Source organism: Cellulomonas sp. KU4C (assembly GCF_056868065.1).
Genome location: NZ_CP200322.1, coordinates 1,838,209 through 1,855,726, shown reverse-complemented (window position 1 = coordinate 1,855,726; position 17,518 = coordinate 1,838,209). Strand labels below are relative to the sequence as shown.

The 17,518-nt window shown below is 75.6% G+C and carries 15 protein-coding genes and 1 pseudogene; 4 read left to right on the top strand and 12 right to left on the bottom strand.

The window, feature by feature from the left end; translation table 11 throughout:
- The first annotated feature begins 314 nt into the window (after window positions 1-314).
- Entirely contained in the window at window positions 315-1,178 is an 864-nt protein-coding gene (locus AC1VL8_RS08870) for a hypothetical protein (protein ID WP_483074929.1), read from the top strand.
- Window positions 1,179-1,213: 35 nt separating this feature from the next.
- Here AC1VL8_RS08870 and AC1VL8_RS08865 read toward each other — a convergent pair.
- The 9 genes and pseudogenes from AC1VL8_RS08865 to AC1VL8_RS08825 all read right to left on the bottom strand — a co-directional run.
- Window positions 1,214-2,500: pseudogene (locus tag AC1VL8_RS08865) on the bottom strand (glycosyl hydrolase 53 family protein); the annotation flags it as partial.
- 247 nt (window positions 2,501-2,747) lie between these two features.
- The gene (locus AC1VL8_RS08860) at window positions 2,748-3,626 is read right to left on the bottom strand and encodes a sugar ABC transporter permease (RefSeq protein ID WP_389225882.1); all 879 of its coding nucleotides are present in this window, start codon (window positions 3,624-3,626) and stop codon (window positions 2,748-2,750) included.
- 1 nt (window position 3,627) lies between these two features.
- Window positions 3,628-5,262 carry an ABC transporter permease subunit gene (locus AC1VL8_RS08855; protein ID WP_483074928.1) on the bottom strand — a complete coding sequence of 545 codons (1,635 nt, stop codon included), beginning with the start codon at window positions 5,260-5,262 and terminating at the stop codon, window positions 3,628-3,630.
- A gap of 101 nt (window positions 5,263-5,363) precedes the next feature.
- Window positions 5,364-6,608: a sugar ABC transporter substrate-binding protein gene (locus AC1VL8_RS08850; RefSeq protein ID WP_483074927.1), complete on the bottom strand. Its 1,245-nt coding sequence runs from the start codon at window positions 6,606-6,608 to the stop codon at window positions 5,364-5,366.
- A 130-nt stretch (window positions 6,609-6,738) separates the two neighbouring features.
- Window positions 6,739-8,757, bottom strand: a complete 2,019-nt coding sequence (locus tag AC1VL8_RS08845; protein ID WP_389225872.1) for a beta-galactosidase — start codon at window positions 8,755-8,757, stop codon at window positions 6,739-6,741.
- A gap of 341 nt (window positions 8,758-9,098) precedes the next feature.
- Window positions 9,099-9,263: a hypothetical protein gene (locus AC1VL8_RS08840; protein WP_483074926.1), complete on the bottom strand. Its 165-nt coding sequence runs from the start codon at window positions 9,261-9,263 to the stop codon at window positions 9,099-9,101.
- Window positions 9,264-9,808: 545 nt separating this feature from the next.
- Window positions 9,809-11,251, bottom strand: a complete 1,443-nt coding sequence (locus AC1VL8_RS08835; RefSeq protein WP_483074925.1) for a hypothetical protein — start codon at window positions 11,249-11,251, stop codon at window positions 9,809-9,811.
- Window positions 11,252-11,350: 99 nt separating this feature from the next.
- Window positions 11,351-11,872: an RNA polymerase sigma factor gene (locus AC1VL8_RS08830; RefSeq protein WP_483074924.1), complete on the bottom strand. Its 522-nt coding sequence runs from the start codon at window positions 11,870-11,872 to the stop codon at window positions 11,351-11,353.
- A gap of 94 nt (window positions 11,873-11,966) precedes the next feature.
- The gene (locus tag AC1VL8_RS08825) at window positions 11,967-12,608 is read right to left on the bottom strand and encodes a nucleotidyltransferase family protein (RefSeq protein ID WP_483074923.1); all 642 of its coding nucleotides are present in this window, start codon (window positions 12,606-12,608) and stop codon (window positions 11,967-11,969) included.
- A gap of 57 nt (window positions 12,609-12,665) precedes the next feature.
- Between AC1VL8_RS08825 and AC1VL8_RS08820 the strand changes: the two genes are divergently transcribed.
- Window positions 12,666-13,451: an endonuclease/exonuclease/phosphatase family protein gene (locus AC1VL8_RS08820; protein WP_483074922.1), complete on the top strand. Its 786-nt coding sequence runs from the start codon at window positions 12,666-12,668 to the stop codon at window positions 13,449-13,451.
- 7 nt (window positions 13,452-13,458) lie between these two features.
- On the opposite strand, the gene AC1VL8_RS08815 is transcribed toward AC1VL8_RS08820, so the two are convergent.
- On the bottom strand, window positions 13,459-13,905 hold the full coding sequence (locus tag AC1VL8_RS08815) for an ATP-binding protein (RefSeq protein ID WP_389225853.1): 447 nt from the start codon (window positions 13,903-13,905) through the stop codon (window positions 13,459-13,461).
- Between the two features lie 120 nt (window positions 13,906-14,025).
- Between AC1VL8_RS08815 and AC1VL8_RS08810 the strand changes: the two genes are divergently transcribed.
- Both AC1VL8_RS08810 and AC1VL8_RS08805 read left to right on the top strand, forming a co-directional pair.
- On the top strand, window positions 14,026-15,504 hold the full coding sequence (locus AC1VL8_RS08810) for a DHA2 family efflux MFS transporter permease subunit (protein WP_483074921.1): 1,479 nt from the start codon (window positions 14,026-14,028) through the stop codon (window positions 15,502-15,504).
- A 103-nt stretch (window positions 15,505-15,607) separates the two neighbouring features.
- Window positions 15,608-15,856: a hypothetical protein gene (locus AC1VL8_RS08805; RefSeq protein ID WP_389225847.1), complete on the top strand. Its 249-nt coding sequence runs from the start codon at window positions 15,608-15,610 to the stop codon at window positions 15,854-15,856.
- Window positions 15,857-15,863: 7 nt separating this feature from the next.
- Here the strand turns inward: AC1VL8_RS08805 and AC1VL8_RS08800 are convergent, their stop codons facing one another.
- Together AC1VL8_RS08800 and phnE are read right to left on the bottom strand one after the other, a co-directional pair.
- Window positions 15,864-16,721: a MurR/RpiR family transcriptional regulator gene (locus AC1VL8_RS08800; protein ID WP_483074920.1), complete on the bottom strand. Its 858-nt coding sequence runs from the start codon at window positions 16,719-16,721 to the stop codon at window positions 15,864-15,866.
- Window positions 16,705-17,514 (bottom strand): phosphonate ABC transporter, permease protein PhnE, encoded by an 810-nt coding sequence (gene phnE / locus AC1VL8_RS08795; protein ID WP_483076216.1) that lies wholly within the window; start codon window positions 17,512-17,514, stop codon window positions 16,705-16,707. Before phnE ends, AC1VL8_RS08800 begins: the two co-directional genes overlap by 17 nt.
- Window positions 17,515-17,518: the final 4 nt, after the last annotated feature.

The window sequence follows — 17,518 nt, the reverse complement described above, 5'->3', positions numbered from 1 at the left end:
GCCACGGGCCCGGCGGCGCACCAGGACCATGCCCGCCCCGAGGCCGAGCAGCGCGGCGGCACCCGCGAGGGCGAGCCCGACGGACGCCCCCGTGGTGGCGAGCGACCCGCCGGCCGCGAGGACCGTGACCGGGAAGCTCGACCAGGAGCGTGCCCGCGGCGTCGCGCACCTGGAGGTGGTGCGTGCCGGCGGCGAGGTCCTGCGGGATCGTCACGGTCACCGTGGCGGTGCCGCCCACGACCGGCACCGTCGCCAGGCGGCGGTACTCGGACGCGATCCCGACCTCGACCTCGCCGGCGGGCAGGCCGGTCAGCGTGAGCGTCACGGGCTGGCCGGGGCGCAGCGTCGTCGCCGAGGCGACGATGCCGGGCGTGGGTGCCGTCGCCCCGGGCGCGGGCGCGGGCGTCGGCGTCGGGCCCGGGGTCGGGGCCGGACCCGGCGTCGGACCCGGCGTCGGTGCGGCGACGAGCCCGGCCAGCGCCGCGCGGAGCTGGTCCGCAGCCCCGTCCACGCTCGCCTGCGCGGGCGCAGCCGCCCGCAGCACGAACGCCGCCCGGTCGCGCGCCGCGTCCAGCACGGCGACCGAGCCGGCCGTCCACGCGGCGGGGTCGACGCCGTCGGCCTCGGCGACCAGCGCCCGCAGCGCGGCCGTGTCGACCGTCGCCTGGGCGGGGACCGCGACCAGCGCGACCTCGTCCAGCGTGCCCCACGCGCCGCCGCTGAGGTCGAACGACGCGGACACGACGACCACGCCGTCCGCCGCGACCGTGATCGGCGCGGTCTGCGGCTGCTGCCAGTTCACGAACCCCTGGAGCCGCGCGTCGGCGGACACCGACGAGATGCCGGAGCTCGCGACGACCCGCACGGTGTCCGTGGGGCCCGCGTCGCCGCCCTGCACCCGCGCGGACAGCCGGTACTGCCCCGGCGGCACGTCCCGCACCGTCTGCTCGACGGTGAAGGAGTACGGCGTCGCCGACCAGAAGTGCGTCGACCGGCTCCCGGCGTACGGGTCGTTCGTCGAGCTGATCGTGTACCCGGTGCCGGTGCCCGTCCAGGGGGCGGTGCCGGACTCGAACCCGGGGTTCACGACGAGGTTGGCGCCCTCGGAGGCGTCGGCCAGCACCGTGACCGTGGCGGTGGTCGGCTGGCCGTCGGCGGTGACGCCGTCGAACGTGTAGGCGCCCGGGCCGAGCACCCACGCGGGGTCGCCCTGCCACGTCACGGCCTGCTGCTCGGCGGTCCCGTCGGTGTACGCGACGCGGACGGTCCCGGGCAGCGCGACCGGGTCGCCCGCCGCGACGGTCAGCTGCGGCTGCTCCACGGCGTCCACCTGCCGCGGGGCCACGGAGCCGGTCCGCGCGTACTCGTACACCCGCAGCGACTCCAGGGGCGTGCCGTCGAACGCGAACAGGGCCTGGTTGTCCCAGCCGGAGCCGCCGTACTCGTCGGCCCACACCCCGCCGAGCGAGCCGTCGGGGTCGTAGAACTCCTGCGCGGCGGGGTTCGCCCAGCCCGAGCCGTGCTGCTCCCACAGGAGGCGGTTGGCGTCGACCTGGTCCGGCGGGCCGACCGGCAGCCACGCGGGCTCCCAGTAGAAGGTGCCGATGCCGCGCCCGCCGGACACGTCCGCGACGGCCTGCATGACGTCCCGGACCGCGAGGGCCTGACCCTGCACCGACGCGGAGTAGGCGGTCGGCACCGTGCGGACGGCGTTCGGGTAGCCGTCGCCGTCCTCGAGGGTGTGCACCCAGGACGTCTCGGCGACCGCGACCTCCTTGTCGTACGTGGTCGCGACGTGGTCGAGCACGGCCGTGAGGTTCGCGAGGCTGCCGTGCCAGAACGCGTAGTACGAGCTGAGGAACACGTCGTAGTCGACGCCGCGGTCGTCCAGGGCCTTCGCGACCGCCGCGTACTGCCCGGCGCGCTCCGGGTTGGTGAAGTGCACCGCGACCTTGACGTCCGGCCCGAGGGTCTCGCGCACGGCCTGCGACCCGGCCTGGAACAGCCGCGCGGTCCGGTCCCAGCCGGACTCGCCCGCGACCTCGCCGCCCGTGGTCTCGTTGCCGATCTGCACCATGCCGACGTCGACGCCGGCGTCCTCGAACGCCTGCAGGGTCTGCGCGGTGTAGTCGTGCAGGGCTTGGACGCGCTGGTCCAGGTCCATCCCCCGCCACGCGCGCGGCGACTCCTGCTGACCCGGGTGCGCCCAGAAGTCGGAGTAGTGGAAGTTCACCAGGACCTTCATGCCGGCCGCGGTGGCCCGCTTCCCGATCTCGACCGCGCGGGCCGCGTCGACGTCCCCGCCACCGTAGCCCTGGGTCGGGTCGGTGCTGGCGAACGGCTCGTTCCACACGCGGATCCGCGCCCAGTTCACGCCGTTGTCCGCGAGGACCTCGAACAGGTCGGCCGGCTGGCCGCCGAAGTCCCGGAACACCACCCCGGACTCCTCGAGCGACAGCACGCTCGAGAAGTCGGCGCCGTTGATCCAGTCCGGGCCCATCCCGTCGACGCGCGGCACCGTGATGCCCGCCGGGACCGGCTCGGGCACTGCGGCCGCGGCACCGGCGGCCCCGGTCGTGGCTCCGCTGGTGGCCGCCAGGGCCAGCACCGCGGCCAGGGCGGTGACACCCAGGGCCGTCCGTCGTCGTGGTCTCGTCGTCACTGACGTGTCCTTCCGGTCGTGGTGGATCGCCCCGGGGCGCACCGAGCGCCCCGGGGTCGTGCCGTGCGGTGGTGCGGCGGGCGGGTCAGCCCTTGACCGAGCCGGCGGACAGCCCGCCGACGATGTAGCGCTGCAACGACAGGAACAGCGCGAGCACCGGGATCGAGCCGATCACCGCGCCGGCGGCGAACAGCCCCCAGCGCGACGTCAGCTGGTTCGACACCCACTGGTACATGCCGACCGCGAGGGTCCAGTTCTCCTCGCTGGTCAGCACGATGCGGGCGAGGATGAAGTCGCCGAACGCGGAGATGAAGGCCAGCAGCGCGACCACGGCGAGGATCGGGGTCACCAGCGGCATGATGAGCCGCCAGTAGATCTGCGCGTGGCTCGCACCGTCGATCCGGGCGGCCTCGTCGATCTCACGGGGCACGGAGTTGAAGAACCCGTACATGAGGAACGTGTTCGCCCCGAGCGCCCCGCCCAGGTAGACGCAGATCAGCGCGACCCGGGAGTTCACGCCCAGCGCCGGCACCACGTTGCCCAGCGCGATCAGCAGCAGGAACACCGCGACGAACGCGATGGTCTGCGGGAACATCTGGATGATCAGCAGCGCGGTCAGCGAGACGCGCCGGCCCCGGAACCGGAACCGCGAGAACGCGTACGCCGCCGCGGCGCCCATCAGCACCGCGCCGAACGCCGCGACGCCGCCGATCAGCAGCGTGTTGGTGACCCACGTCCAGTACATGGTGTCGCCGAGCGCGGCGAAGTTGTCCAGGCCGATCCGGCGGAACAGGCTGCTCGACCCGGCGAGCGAGCCGGCGGGGTCCAGCGCCGCGGACAGCGCGTAGACCAGCGGGAACGCGGCGTAGAACACGATGACGACCGCGACCGGGTACTTCCAGCCGATGTCGGCCCACCAGCGGGCGCGCCGGGTGCGGGTGCTGCGGACGGCGACGTCGGCCATCTCAGATCTCCTCGAGCTTGCGGGTCCGGCGGAACGCCAGGGCGGAGATGATGCCGATCACGACGAACACGACGATCGACAGGGCGCTCGCGAGGCCGTAGTCGGCACGGCCGCCCGACACCCCGGAGATCTGGTAGATCGCGGAGATGAGGATGTCCGTCGAGCCCATCGGGGTGCTCGCGCCGGGGAACGCGGGCCCGCCGTCCGTGAGCATGTAGATGATCGTGAAGTTGTTGAAGTTGAAGGCGAACGAGGCGATCGCCAGCGGCGCGGTGGACACCATGAGCATCGGCAGGGTGATCGACCGGAACTGCCGCCAGCGGCCGGCGCCGTCGACGCGCGCGGCCTCCATCACGTCGCCGGGCAGCGCCTGCAGCGCGCCGGTGGTGACGAGGAACCAGTACGGGTAGCTGAGCCACAGGTTGACCCAGAGGATCGCGAGCTTGGCGAGCCACGGGTCGCTGAGCCAGCCGATGTTCGCCCCGAGGAAGAACCACTCGTTCACGACCCCGAACTCGGAGTTGAGCATCCCGCGCCACAGCAGCGCGGACATGAACGCCGGGAACGCGTACGGGAGGATGAAGATGGTCCGCAGCACCTTGCGGCCGCGGATGCGCGGGTCGTTGTAGATCAGCGCGAACAGCAGGCCCAGCCCGAAGCTGGTGAGCACCGTGAGGGTCGCGAACGCGAACGTCCACAGCGCCACCTTGGCCAGCGGGTTCGCGTAGGTCGCGTCGGTGAACGCCCGGACGAAGTTGTCGAAGCCGACGTTGACGTACCAGCCGGCGGCGAGCCGGTCGCCGTCGGGGCTGACGAACTGGCCCCGGTCGCTCGCGGAGTACACGACGCCGGTCTCGGTGTTCGTGATCGTCTCCGCGTCGGGGTCCCAGACCAGCCGCGACGTGTAGACCCCGGCGGTCGCACCCTCGCGGGTCCGCAGCGAGCCGTCCTCGGCGTCGTCGGACACCGGCACCCGCAGCGCGACGACGGCGGCCTGCAGGTCGGCGTCGGAGAACAGCTGCGCCCGCGGCACGACCTCCCAGCCGGGCACGGACGCGGGGGCACCGCGGTCGTCGAGCTGCGCGCCGTCGACCGCCTCGAGGGGCTGCTCGGCGGTGCCGACCAGGACCTCGTCGGCCTCGGCGTCGGCGACCGCGAACCCGAGCACGTCGCCGTCGCGCACGACCGCGAGCGGGTACTGCGGGGAGTCCTCGACCTCGCGCTCGTCCTGGATCAGGGCGGCGTCGACGGCCTGCTGCATCGAGCCGAGGTGGCCGGTGCCGTAGTTCGTGAACGCGACGTACCCGGTGTACCCGAGCGTGAAGACCTGGAACACGGCGAGGAACACCAGGCCCGGCAGCAGGTACTTCAGCGGGACGGTCCGCCGGGCGAAGTACACCCAGTCGGCGACGACGAGCAGCAGGACCAGCAGGCCCAGCACCACCCACGCCTCGGCGTGGTACGCCGACAGGATCGCGGTGACGCCGGCCGCGTTGACCAGCATCATCAGCAGGAGCTTGGCGACGAACCCCCCGCCGAGGCCGCGCCAGTCGCGGGCGTGGGACTCGCGCGGCGCGTCGGGCTCCCCGGGCGGGGTGCCGGGCGGACGCTCCGCTGTGCGCTGGCCGACGGACATCGTTGCTCCTCGTGCGGGTGGGGGTCGTGCGGGTGGGGCCACCGACGGGCGGGGACGTGCGGGACGTCCCCGCCCGCCGGCGGGTCGGGCGTCGGGGGCGGTCAGCCGCCGATCGTCGACTCGATGCTGCCGATCGCGGACGTCCAGGTGGCGTCCGGGTCCTGGCCCGTGATGAGCGCGATCTGCGCGGCGTTCCAGTAGTCCCACACGGCGCCCATCTCGGGGATGTTCGGCAGCGGGACGCCGTTCTGCGCGGACGCGAGGAACCCGGCGATGATCGGGTCGTCGGCGACGTCCTGCGCCACGGCGGTGAGCGCGGGGATGCGCGGGTCGGCCTCGTACAGCGCCTGCTGCGCCTCGTCGGTCGCGACGTAGTTGGCGAGGAACTCGTTGGCCAGCAGCGCGTTGGACGACTGCGCCGACAGGTAGAAGCCCTGCACGCCCACGAACGGCGCCGCGGTCTCGCCGCCGGCCGACGGGATCGGGTTCACCGCGACCTCGACGCCCGCGTCCTGGAACGTGGGGATGGTCCACGGGCCCTGGACGATGAACGGCGACTGGCCCGAGGCGAACAGCTCGTTGCCGATGTCGTAGTCGACGGTGTCGGTGAAGTAGCCGGTGCCGGCGGAGCCGTTGGCCTGGATCCACCGGGCGTAGGCCAGGCCGGCCTCGCCGCCCATGCCGACCTCGGTCGTGTAGGAGCCGTCCGCGTCCTGCTCGAACACGGGCGCCCCGAACGACGTCTGGAAGGCGTACGACGTGTACATGTCGCCCTCGGCGCCGTTGGTGTAGAGCACGAACGGCCGCTCGGCGAACCCGGCGTCGGTCGCCATCTGGATCATCTCGTCGAACGTGGCCGGCGGCTCGGAGCCGACGAGCGCGACGTTCTGGATCAGCGCGACGGACTCCTGCGCGTACGGCAGGGCGTAGAGCTGGCCGTCGTAGGTGAAGGCGTCGACCGTCACCTGGTCGAAGTCGTCGGCCCGGGCGCCGAGGCTGATCGTGTCGACCACGCCGGACTCCACGAACTCGCCGAGCCAGTCGTTGGCGCCGACGGTGATGTCCGGGCCCTCGCCGGTCGGGACCTGGGCGAGGAAGTCGGCCCGCAGGTCCTCGAAGTTCTTCTGCACGACGGTGACGGTCGCGCCGGTGTCGGCCTCGAAGTCGGCCGCGGCGTTCTTGATGGCCTCGGCGCGCTCGGCGTCGGACCAGATGACGAGCTCGCCGGCCGCGCCGTCGGCCGCGGGGGCGGACTCCGACGTCGAGGGGGCGGGGTCGCCGCTGCACGCGGCGAGGAGGGCGACGGTCGCCACTGCGGCGACGCCGGCTGCGAAGTGCCTGCGCATGTGTTCGTCCTTTCAGGGGGGTCGCCGCGTCGCGTCGTCGCGTCGTTGCGACCCGGGGTGGGTGCGGGGGTGGAGCGCCCCCGCCAGGGGCCCCGGTGCACGGCCGTGCCGGCCGTGCGCCGGGAGTCGGTCAGCGACCACCCCCCGGTGCGGTCGCCGACGTGCGGAACACCGCGACGTCGCCCGGCGCGAGCCGGTAGGAGCCCTCGGCGACCGTGTCCGAGAGCAGCTCGGTGCCGACCACCTCGAGGGTGGCGGCGTCCTCGCGGTGGTTGACCGCCACGAGGTAGTCGTGGTCCGCGCCGTGGCGCGTCATCAGCTCGACGCCGTCGCCCGGCGCCGTGGGGGTCACGCCCGCGTCGGCGTAGACCGCGGCGAGCACCGGGGCGAGCGCGGCCACGCCGAGGCGGGTGCTCACGTACCAGCCGGTGCCGGCGCCCAGCGCGTGCCGGGTCACGGCGGGCAGGCCGTCCGCGGGGCCGCCGCGGTACGTGCCGCGCACCTCGGCGCCGTCGAGCACCAGGTGCTCGCTCCACACGTCCGTGGGCAGCAGCGTCCCGTCGAGCTCGACGTGGGCGGTGTCCTCGCCGCGGATCGGCAGCAGCTCCTCGACGGCCACCCCGAGCGCGGTGCGCAGCGGCGCCCCGAACCCGCCCTCGTGGACCGCGTCGTGCTCGTCGACGACGCCCGAGAAGCAGGAGACCAGCAGCGTGCCGCCCTGCTCGACGTAGCCGGTGAGGTTCTTCGCGGCCGCGGCGGTCAGCAGGTAGGACGCCGGGGCGACGACGAGCCGGTACCCCGACAGGTCGTCCTCCGGGTGGGCGAAGTCGACGGGCACGCCGTCGCGCCACAGCCGCTCGTAGTAGGCGCGGACGCGCTCGCGGAAGCCGAGCTCGTCCGAGGGGCGCCACTCGAGGTCCTGGGCCCACAGGGACTCCCAGTCGTACAGCACGGCGACGTCGGCGCGGACCCGCGAGCCCTGCACCTCCGCCAGCCGGCCGAGCTTCTCCCCGAGGTCGACGACCTCGCGGAACACCCGGGAGCCGGTGCCGGCGTGCGGCAGCATCGCGGAGTGGAACTTCTCCGCGCCGGACCGCGACGCCCGCCACTGGAAGAACATGATCGCGTCGGCGCCGCGGCCCAGGTGGGTCAGGGCGTTGCGGTGCATCTCCCCCGGGCGCTTGGCGATGTTGTGGCCCTGCCAGTTCACCGCCGACGTGGAGTGCTCCATGAGCATCCACGGCTTGCCGCGCGCGACCGAGCGGGTGAGGTCGGCGGCGATGGCCAGGCCGAGGTGCGCGTCCCGGTCCGGCGACCACAGGTAGTGGTCGTCGGACACGATGTCGACCTCCTGCGCCCAGCGCCACAGGTCGGTGTTCCAGGACTGGTGCGCCATGAAGTTCGTGGTGACCGGCTGGGCGGCGTGCGCGCGGATCGCGTCGCGCTCGGCGCAGAAGGACGCGCGCAGCTGGTGGTCGGTGAACCGGGCGAAGTCGAGGCGCTGCGCGGGGTTCGGCGTCGAGGCCGTCGCGGCCGGCGCGCCCACGTGCTCCCAGGAGCCGTAGACCTGGCCCCAGAACGCGGTCCCCCACGCGGCGTTCAGCGCGTCGAGGGTGCCGTACCGCTCGCGCAGCCACTCCCGGAACGCCGCCACCGCCGCGGGCGAGAAGTCCTCGCCGACCGGGGCGCCGTACTCGTTGTGCACGTGCCACAGGACGACGGCGGGGTGGTCGGCGTACCGGCGGGCCAGCTCCCCGGCGACCCGGACGGCCGCGGCGCGGTACTCCGGCGAGCTCGGCGAGACCATGCCCCGCGAGCCGGGGCCGAGCGCGACGCCGTCGCGGGTGACGACCCGGGCGTGCGGGTACGCGTCGTAGAACCAGGCCGGCGGCGCGGCCGTGGGGGTGCCGAGGTCGACGGCGATCCCGTTGCGGTGCAGCAGGTCCAGCACGTCGTCGAGCCAGCCGAAGTCGAACTCCCCCTCGCGCGGCTCGAGGAGCGCCCACGAGAAGATCCCGACGCTGACCAGGTTCACCCCGGCCTGGCGCATCAGCGCGACGTCCTCGTCCCAGACGTGGCGGGGCCACTGCTCCGGGTTGTAGTCGCCACCGTAGGAGATGCCCCCGGTCGGCCAGCCGAACTCCGTCATGCGTTCCCGCTCCCTCGCGTTGCCTGTGCACGGTCACAGTAGGCACAGGGCGCGCAGCGGCGGAAGCGGGCGGCGTCGGTCGTGACCGAACTGTGATCGTGCACGGCCGCACACAGCCCGCGCACAGCCGGCCGCCCCGCCACCGCCTCCCGCGCCGCGCACCTCCCGCCCGCCTCCCGCGCCGCGCACCTTCCGCGAGGGCGCATGAGACACCACGAGGGCATAACCCACCGAGTACGCCCTCGTGGTGTCTCATGCGCCCTCGGCGCCGGGTCGGGGCCGTGCGGAGGGTGAGGGTGCGGGGTGCGGGGTGCGGGGTGCGGGGTGGGGGTGCCGGGGGGTCAGGGGCGGGTGGCGAGGGCGGCCAGGGTGAGGGCCGTGGCGTCCTCCGCGAGGGCCGCCGGCCAGTCGGGGGCGCCGCGCTGCGCCACCCAGCCGCGCCACGCGGCGCCGCCGACCGTGCCGACCAGCGAGAACGCCGCCGCGGTCGCCGCCGGTAGCCACACCGCGCGGCCCCGCTGCCGGGCGAGCGCGGCACCGCCGAGCGCCGCGGCGAGCGCCCGGCTCTGCGGGCCCGGTGGGACGACGCGGCTCGGGGCGGACGGCAGCTGTCGCCGACCAGCTCGCCGACGACGCCGAGGCGCGCGACCGTGCGGGCGACGGCGCCCCGGGCCGGGTCCCGCAGCGTCGGGGCCGCGAGCGCCAGCGACGCCCGGCTGCCGGCGGCGACCCCGAGCAGGGCGCTGCGCAGCCCGAGGCCGAGCAGGCTCACGGGCGGCAGGCCGGGTGCGCCGGCGCCGGCGTGCGCGGCGACCGGGCCGGGGCCGGCGGCCGGACGGTGCCGGCCGTGGTGGACGTGCGGGCGGTGTCGACGGGCCATGTCACGACCGTCGCCCCGACCGGGACGGACGGCAACCCGGGGACGCGCCCGGGCACACACCCGGGCACACGCCCCCGCGGGCGACAGCGGGGCGCCGGTGGTGCCCCTCCGGCACCACCGACGCCCCGCTCCCCCGCGTCGGCCCGGCCACCCTCCGGCCGGGCCCCGCCGTCAGCCGGCGAGGTCGAGCGCGCTCTCGTCCACCGCGATCGCGCTCCACGTGGAGCCGTCGTCGGCGGTCAGCTCGTAGGCCGGCACGAGCACCGCGGCGCCGTCGGCCTGGGTCACGAGGCTGAGGCCGAGCCGCGCCTGCGTGATGGTGACCTGCTGGACGGGCCACGACAGCGCCGACCCGGGCGCGACCGTGGGCGGCACGGTCGGGTCGGACGGCGCCGGGGCCTCCTGCGTCGTCATCATGTCGTCCGCCACGGCGCCCTCGCGTGCCAGCGGCATGACGCCGCCGTAGCCCGCGCCGAACCGCGGGTCGTTGAGCCGGTCGACCGCCGAGGCGGCGCCGATCACCGGGTACTCGCCGAGGTCGACGAGCGTCGCCAGCGACCCGTACAGGGACTGCACCCCGTCGTCGACCAGCGTCACGCTCCAGGTCACCCCGCTCTGCTGGCCGTCGACGACCAGCGCCGCGCTCACCGTCGTCATCGTGGTGAGGTCGCCGGAGTCCAGCACCTCGTACGCGAACGCGTCCGGGTCGAGCCCCAACGACCCGAGCAGCTCCCGGACCTGCCCGACCGCGGCGTCACCGGTCGGGGCGTCGCGCGGCGCCGGGTCGCAGGCCGGCAGCCCGGCGGGGTCGGTGGGCAGCGCGGGCTCCAGCACGCCCGGGTCGACCGGCGCGACGTCGGGCTGCGCGCCGGACGCGTCGGGCGTGTCCGTCGCCGACGCCGTGCAGGACCACGGGTCTCGGGTCGGGTCGTAGTAGCTGATGCTCGCCGTGCCGTCGGGCTGCAGCGACAGGCTCGGGCCCGAGCCGTCCGGGGCGCCGACCGACCACGACCCGTACTCCTGGCGCGGCTCGCCCGGGACACCCAGCACGCCCGCCACCCGCGCGGCGGTCTCGGCCGAGAACACCGCGGCGGCGTCCAGCGCCCAGGCGTGCGCCGTCGTGGCGTCGTCGGGCAGCCCGGCGGCGGTGAACTCCGCGCGCATCCCGAACCCGGGGGCGATGCGCAGGTCCGCGGTCGCGCCGCCCGCCGCGGACAGGGCCTGCTCGGACGCACCCTGCCCGGTCATCGGGGCGACGCCGCCGGGGGCGGGCAGCGCGATCGGCGCGCCGACGCCCGTGCCGTCGCCGCCACCCGTCGCGCCGACCGCGTAGCCGCCCGCACCCGCGAGCAGCGCGGCCCCGACGCCGACGGCGGCGACCTGCAGCCAGCGCGCGCGGCGGCGCGGGGCGAGCTCGGTCACGACGCCGTCGGCCGGGTCGGCGTCGCGCCCGACCGGCCCGGACCCGTCCGTGGCGGCGCGGCGCGCGACCTCGGCCCGCAGCGCGGCGGTGTCGAGCCGGGCGTCGGCGGCGGGGTCGGCGGCCCGGAGCCGGGCGAGGGCCTCGTCGTCGGGCGACGTGCCGTCCGGGTGCTGCGCGCGGTGCTCGTCCACGGGGTGCCTCCTGGTGTCCTGGCGCCCCACCGCCGGTGGGTCGGGCGCGTCCACCCCGTCTGTGTCCCCCGGTGCGCGGACCTTGCACGCGCGGTGCGGTCAGTCCGTGCCCCACGCCTCGCGCAGCCGGGACCGCGCGCGGGACAGCGCGGCGTCCGCGCCGCCGCGGGAGATGCCGAGCACCACGGCCAGGTCGTCGCCGCCCAGTCCCTCCCAGGCGGTCAGCAGCAGCACCTGCCGGTCGCGCGCCCCGAGGCGGCCCAGGACCTCGCGCACCCGCTCGTCGCGGACCGCGAGCACGGCGGGGTCGGACGGGTCGGGCTCGTCGGGCAGCTCCGCGACCGGGACCGGCCGGCCCTTGCGGCGGTGGTTCGCGAGCACGTAGCCCGCGGTCCGGTACAGCCAGGCCAGCTCCATGCCGTCCGGCACCTCGTCCCGGCGGCGCCACGCGACGGTCAGCACGTCGGCCGCCAGGTCCTCGGCGTCGTCGCCCGCGCCGCGGCGCAGCAGGTAGCGGTGCACGGCGGTCGCGTGCCGGGCGAACAGCGTCTCGAACCACGTGTCGTCCCGGCGCGGCGCGCCGTCGGTCGCTCCGGCGGCCGGCTGGTGGCTGCTCTGCACGGGGGTCCCCTCGGGTCGGGAAGCGGCGCCTGGTACGGCTCCTGCCCTCACTGTGTCGTGTCGGGCCCCGGCCTTGCAGCCCACGCGACACCGGTCAGCGCGGCTCCGGCCCGACCGGGGAGACGCCGAGCTCGTGCACCAGCAGCAGGAACGCCCGGCCGTAGGGCGTCTGCGCCGTCTCGCGCCGCACCCGGTGCCAGTCGACCTGCTCCCGCAGCGCCCGCACGATCGCGATCATCCGCGTGAAGTCGCAGTAGTGCTCGCCCAGCACCCGCATCTTCGCGGAGATGATGTCCGTCGCGTCCAGCACCGGCATCCGGACCGCGAGCACCTCCATCACGTCGCTGCGGTCGAGCATCTCGCGGGTGATCGGCTCGCCGACCATCCGGAACAGCACGTCGACCAGCGCGCCGTGGTGGAACGCCTTGAACAGCCAGTTCTCCGCCGGCTCCCGGACCTCGAGCCCGGCGGCCGCGAGCGCCTCCTGGGCGCGCGGCACGTCCTGCTCGCTCACCGCGAAGTCCGCGTCGTGGCTCGGCTCCGGCGCGCCCCGCGCCCACGCCGCGTACCCGCCGACCAGGGCGAACGGGATGCCGGCGTCCTCCAGGGCGACGGCGGTCATCCGCAGGGCGTCCTGCAGCGCGGTGCGCGGGTCGGGCGGGGCCGCGGCGCCCGCCTGCACGCCCGCGGTGCCGCCCGCGGGCCCGTCGCCGGCGGCCGGGGAGTCGGAGGTCATGGCGAGGATCGTGCCCGACGACGCGCGCATCCGCAGGGCGACGGGAAGAATCGGCGCGTGCGACTCGCGACGTTCAACATCCTGCACGGCCGTGGCCTCGACGACGGCCGGGTGGACCTCGACCGGTTCGCCGGCGCCGTGCGCGGGCTCGACGCCGACGTCCTCGCGCTCCAGGAGGTCGACCGCGACCAGCCCCGGTCCCACCAGGCCGACCTGACGGCGGTCGCGGCGGAGGCGATGGGCGCACCGCACCACCGGTTCGCGGCGACGCTGCACGGGCACCCGGGCACGTGGACCGCCGCCACCGGCGAGGACCAGCCCGCGATCGCCGCCTACGGGATCGCGCTGCTCAGCCGGCACCCCGTGTCGGCGTGGCGCGTGCTGACGCTCCCGACGCTGCGCCGGCGCGTGCCGATGATCCACCGCGGCAACCGGCGCCCCTCGCTCGTGCAGGACGAGCAGCGCGTGGCGCTCGCCGCCGTCGTGCAGAGCCCGGACGGGCCCGTGACCGTCGTCGCGACCCACCTGACGTTCATCACCGGCTGGAACGTCGTGCAGCTGCGGCACCTGGTCCGCGCCTGCCGCGCGCTCCCCCGGCCCGTCGTGGTCACCGGCGACCTCAACCTCGAGGGCGCGACGCCCGCCCGGGTCACCGGCTGGCGCTCCGCCGGGCTGGCGGACACGTTCCCCGTCGACGCGCCGACCCGGCAGATCGACCACGTGCTCCTGGACGGGGACGTCGCGCCGACGAGCGCGGCGGTGTCCGTGCACACCGGGATGTCCGACCACCGCGCGCTCGTCGTGGACCTCGCGGTGGGCCCGGGGGCGCGCGACCGGCGCTGAGGCCGGGTCAGTCCGTCTCGGGGTCGACCAGGAACCACACCGTCTTGCCCGCACCCTCGTGCAGGTCGACGCCCCAGGTGCGCGACAGCGCCTCGACCAGGGCCATGCCGCGGCCGCTGACGGCCGTGGGCGCCGGGTGCTGCACCTGCGGGCGCACGTGGCTCTCGTCGGTGACGGCCACCCGCACCCCGCGGTGGTCGATCCGCACCGCGACCCGCACCCGGCCGTGCTCGGGGCCGTGCACGACCGCGTTCGCCACGACCTCGCCGGTCAGCAGCTCGATCACCTGGTTCGCGGAGCCGTCGACACCCGCCGCGGCGACCCGGTGCATGATCCAGTGCCGGGCCGCCCGCGGGGCGGATCGACGGGCGTCGAGGACCAGCTCGTCGTGCTCCGCGCGCGCGTCGGCGCGCCGCTCTCCCGGTGCCGATCGGAGGTCCCTGACATCACCCACCCGCCTACTGTGCCCGACGCGACGGCGGTCTGCCGCGCGAACGACACGCCGACGCCGGGTGGAACGGCGACCCCGGGCCGTACCGTCGCAGGCACGCACCGTCCCGCAGGAGGCCCGTCGATGGCAGCGCACCCACCCGCCGCGCCTGCGCTGACGCTGCGCAGCACCGCCGGTCGCGGCACCCTCCTGGCGACCGTCCTCGGGTCCGCGCTGGTGTTCCTCGACGGCACCGTGGTCGGCATCGCGCTGCCCGCGATCGCCGCCGATCTCGGCGCCACCACCGCCGGCCTGCAGTGGACCGTCAACGGCTACGCGCTGACCCTGGCGGCGTTCCTGCTGCTCGGCGGCTCGCTCGGCGACCGGTTCGGCCGGCGGCGGCTGTTCCTGGTCGGCACGGTCGCGTTCGCGGCGGCGTCGGTGCTGTGCGCGCTCGCGCCGACGGTCGGCCTGCTGATCGCCGCGCGCGCGGCCCAGGGCGTCGGCGGCGCGCTCCTGACGCCGGGCTCCCTGGCGATCCTGCAGTCGTCGTTCGCCGCCGGGGACCGGGCGAAGGCGATCGGCGCGTGGTCCGGGCTCGGCGGCGCGGTCGGCGCGGTAGCCCCGTTCCTCGGCGGCTGGATCGTCGAGCAGGCCGGCTGGCGCTGGGTGTTCGGCATCAACATCCCGCTCGCCGCGCTGGTGGTCGTCGTCGCGCTGCGCTGGGTGCCGGAGTCCGTCGACGCGGAGTCGACCGGCGGGCTGGACGTCGTCGGCACCGCCCTGGCCGCCGTCGGCCTGGGGGCCCTGACCTGGTCGCTCACCGCCTGGTCGGAGGCCGGCACGCTGGACGCGTCGGTGGGCGCCGTCGGGCTCGCCGGGCTGCTCGCGCTCGGCGGGTTCGTGGTCGCCGAGCGCCGGGTGCGGCACCCCGCGCTGCCGCTCGGGCTGTTCCGGTGGCGGCCGTTCGCGGCGGTCAACCTCGCGACGCTGCTGGTCTACGCGGCCCTGTCGGGGATCTTCTTCTTCCTGCCGATCACCCTGCAGGTGGTCACCGGGTGGTCGCCGCTCGCCGCCGGGATCGCGTCGCTGCCGGTGACGCTGCTGATGCTGCTGCTCTCGGCTCAGGGCGGCGCGCTCGGCGCGCGCATCGGGCCGCGGATCCCGATGACCGTCGGACCGCTGCTCGCCGGGGCCGGGGCGGCGCTGCTCGGCGGGATCGGGGCCGGGACGACCTACCTGACCGGGGTGCTGCCGGGCGTGCTGCTGGTCGGCGCCGGGCTGGTGCTGACGGTGGCGCCCCTCACGTCCACCGCCCTGGCCGCGGCACCCGACCACCTCGCGGGCGTCGCGTCGGCCACCAACAACGCGGTGTCCCGGGTCGCCGGACTGCTGGCCGTGGCGGTGCTGCCGCTGGTCGCGGGCGTCGGCACCGGCCTGTCCGAGCCCGACGTCCTCGCCGGCGCGCACCCGGTCGCGATGCTCACCTGCGCGGGGCTGATGGCCGCGGGCGCGGTGGTCGCGGCGGTCGCGATCCCGACGTCGGCGTCCGCGGTGTCCCCACCGCCCCCGCCCCCGCCGTCCCCGTCCCCGCCGTCGCCGTCGTCCCCGTCGCCGAGATAGGACCGTCGCGCCGAGACAGGGCGGCGGACGGCCCTACCTCGGCGCGGAGGTCCTGTCTCGGCGCACAGGGAGGGGTGTCAGTGGGGTTTGGCATCATCGCGGGATGCCCGACTACGTCGCCCACCTCACCGTCCCCGACGTCCCCGACGACGAGACGCGCGCCGGGATGGGCGACGCCCTCGGCGCGCTGCGCGACGACGCCCCGCCGGGGTTCGTGGGCCCGGCACCGGTGACGTTCGACCTGCGGGGCGAGGCCCCGGACCTGGAGACCGCGGTCAGGGCCGCGCACACCCACGCGGCGGAGATCCTCGACGACCTCGCGTTCGAGGTGACGGTGGACGTCCTGGGCTGAACGCCGGTCAGTCGGCCAGGTTGTCGCTGAGGATGTCGAGCACGTGGTCGTGCGTCTTCGCGGCGGCGGCGCCGGACCGGGTCGCGACCACGCCGACCAGCGACTCCACCAGCACCGCGAGCGCGATCCGCGACGTCCGCTCGAGCTCGTGCCGGAACGTCGCCGCGGCGGGGGCGACGACCAGCTCGACGTCGGCGAGCGCGCCCAGCGGCGACCCGCGGAACGACGTCACCGCCACCACCGTCGCCCCGCCCTGCCGGGCCGCCCGGGCCACGCGCAGGCTGGCCTCGCTCGCCCCCGACCCGCTGAGCACGACGCAGCCGTCCGCGGCGGTGAGCCCGCGCGCGGCGATCTGCTGGCCGATGGAGTCGGCCACGCAGTCGGCGGGCCGACCGACGGCGGTGAGCCGCATCGCCATGTCGGTGGCCAGCGGCGCGGACAGCCCGTTGGCCAGGACCAGCAGCCGCCGCGAGCCCAGCAGCGCCGCGACGGCCCGCTCGACCGTGCCCTCGTCGAGGACCGCGGTGATCTGCGGCAGCGCGGCCGCGAGCGCCGCGATGTCCGCCCGCAGCCGGCCGAGGGCGCTGGACCCGTAGTCGACGGCGTCCCCGGCGTGCGCGAGCTCGGCCGCGAGCGCGACCCGCAGCTGCGGGTAGCCCTTGTAGCCGATGCTCTGGCAGGCGCGCACGACGGTCGACCGGCCGACGCCGACCCGGTCCGCGAGGTCCTGCGCGGTGGACTCCACCACGCGCTCCGGCTGGGCGAGCACCTCCTCGAGCACCCGCCGCTCGCTGGCGTGCAGGCTCGGCAGCGCGGTGCTGATCCGCACCGTGGGGTGCGCGACGACGTCAGGGCTGGACGGCACGGGCACGGGCTCCCTCCATGATCCGGCGGCGCAGCGCCCCCGAGGCGGCGTCGATCGCGACGGTGACGACCACGACGACGAGCAGCAGGACGCCGACGACCCCCCACTCCCGGTACTGCGTGTAGGAGGTGAGCATGTCACCGATGCCGCCGACCCCGATCAGGCCGAGCACCGCGGACGACCGGACGTTGATCTCGAACCGGTACAGCCAGAACGACCCGAACGCGGGGAGCACCTGCGGCCAGACGCCCCAGCGCAGCACCTGCGTGCCGGACCCGCCGGCCGCGCGGACGGCCTCGACCGGGCCGGTGCCGATGCCCTCGATGGCCTCGTAGCCCCACTTGCCGAGCGTCCCGACGCCGTTGAGCGCGAGGGCGAACGCGCCGGTGAGCGGCGTCAGTCCGGTCACCGAGAGGATGACGATGGCGATGATGATCTCCGGCACCGCGCGGATCACCGCGAACAGCAGCCGCAGCACCCCCCGCACCGGTGCGGGTGCGTGGCCGCGGGCGGCGAGCAGGCTCAGGGGCGTCGCGACCACGACGCCGAGCACGGTGCCGAGCCAGGCCATCGCCACGGACCGCCAGGTCTGCCGGAGCGCCTCGGGGAGCTTCGACCAGTCCGGGTCGGAGAACATCAGCCCCAGGTAGCGGACCACCTCGGACGGCAGGTCGGCGAGCCGGTCCCACTGGATGTCGACGGACCAGAACGACAGCACGACGACGACCACGACGGCGGTGGACAGCGCGCTGCGGCCGAGGCGCGCGGGGCGGGCGGGCGGGACAGCCACCAGGACT

Bases quoted from the DNA above. Each gene is read 5' to 3' on its own strand.
- AC1VL8_RS08860 (WP_389225882.1), bottom strand. From the start codon at position 3,626: ATGGCCGACGTCGCCGTCCGCAGCACCCGCACCCGGCGCGCCCGCTGG.
- AC1VL8_RS08855 (WP_483074928.1), bottom strand. From the start codon at position 5,262: ATGTCCGTCGGCCAGCGCACAGCGGAGCGTCCGCCCGGCACCCCGCCC.
- AC1VL8_RS08850 (WP_483074927.1), bottom strand. From the start codon at position 6,608: ATGCGCAGGCACTTCGCAGCCGGCGTCGCCGCAGTGGCGACCGTCGCC.
- AC1VL8_RS08845 (WP_389225872.1), bottom strand. From the start codon at position 8,757: ATGACGGAGTTCGGCTGGCCGACCGGGGGCATCTCCTACGGTGGCGAC.
- AC1VL8_RS08825 (WP_483074923.1), bottom strand. From the start codon at position 12,608: ATGACCTCCGACTCCCCGGCCGCCGGCGACGGGCCCGCGGGCGGCACC.
- AC1VL8_RS08810 (WP_483074921.1), top strand. From the start codon at position 14,026: ATGGCAGCGCACCCACCCGCCGCGCCTGCGCTGACGCTGCGCAGCACC.
- AC1VL8_RS08805 (WP_389225847.1), top strand. From the start codon at position 15,608: ATGCCCGACTACGTCGCCCACCTCACCGTCCCCGACGTCCCCGACGAC.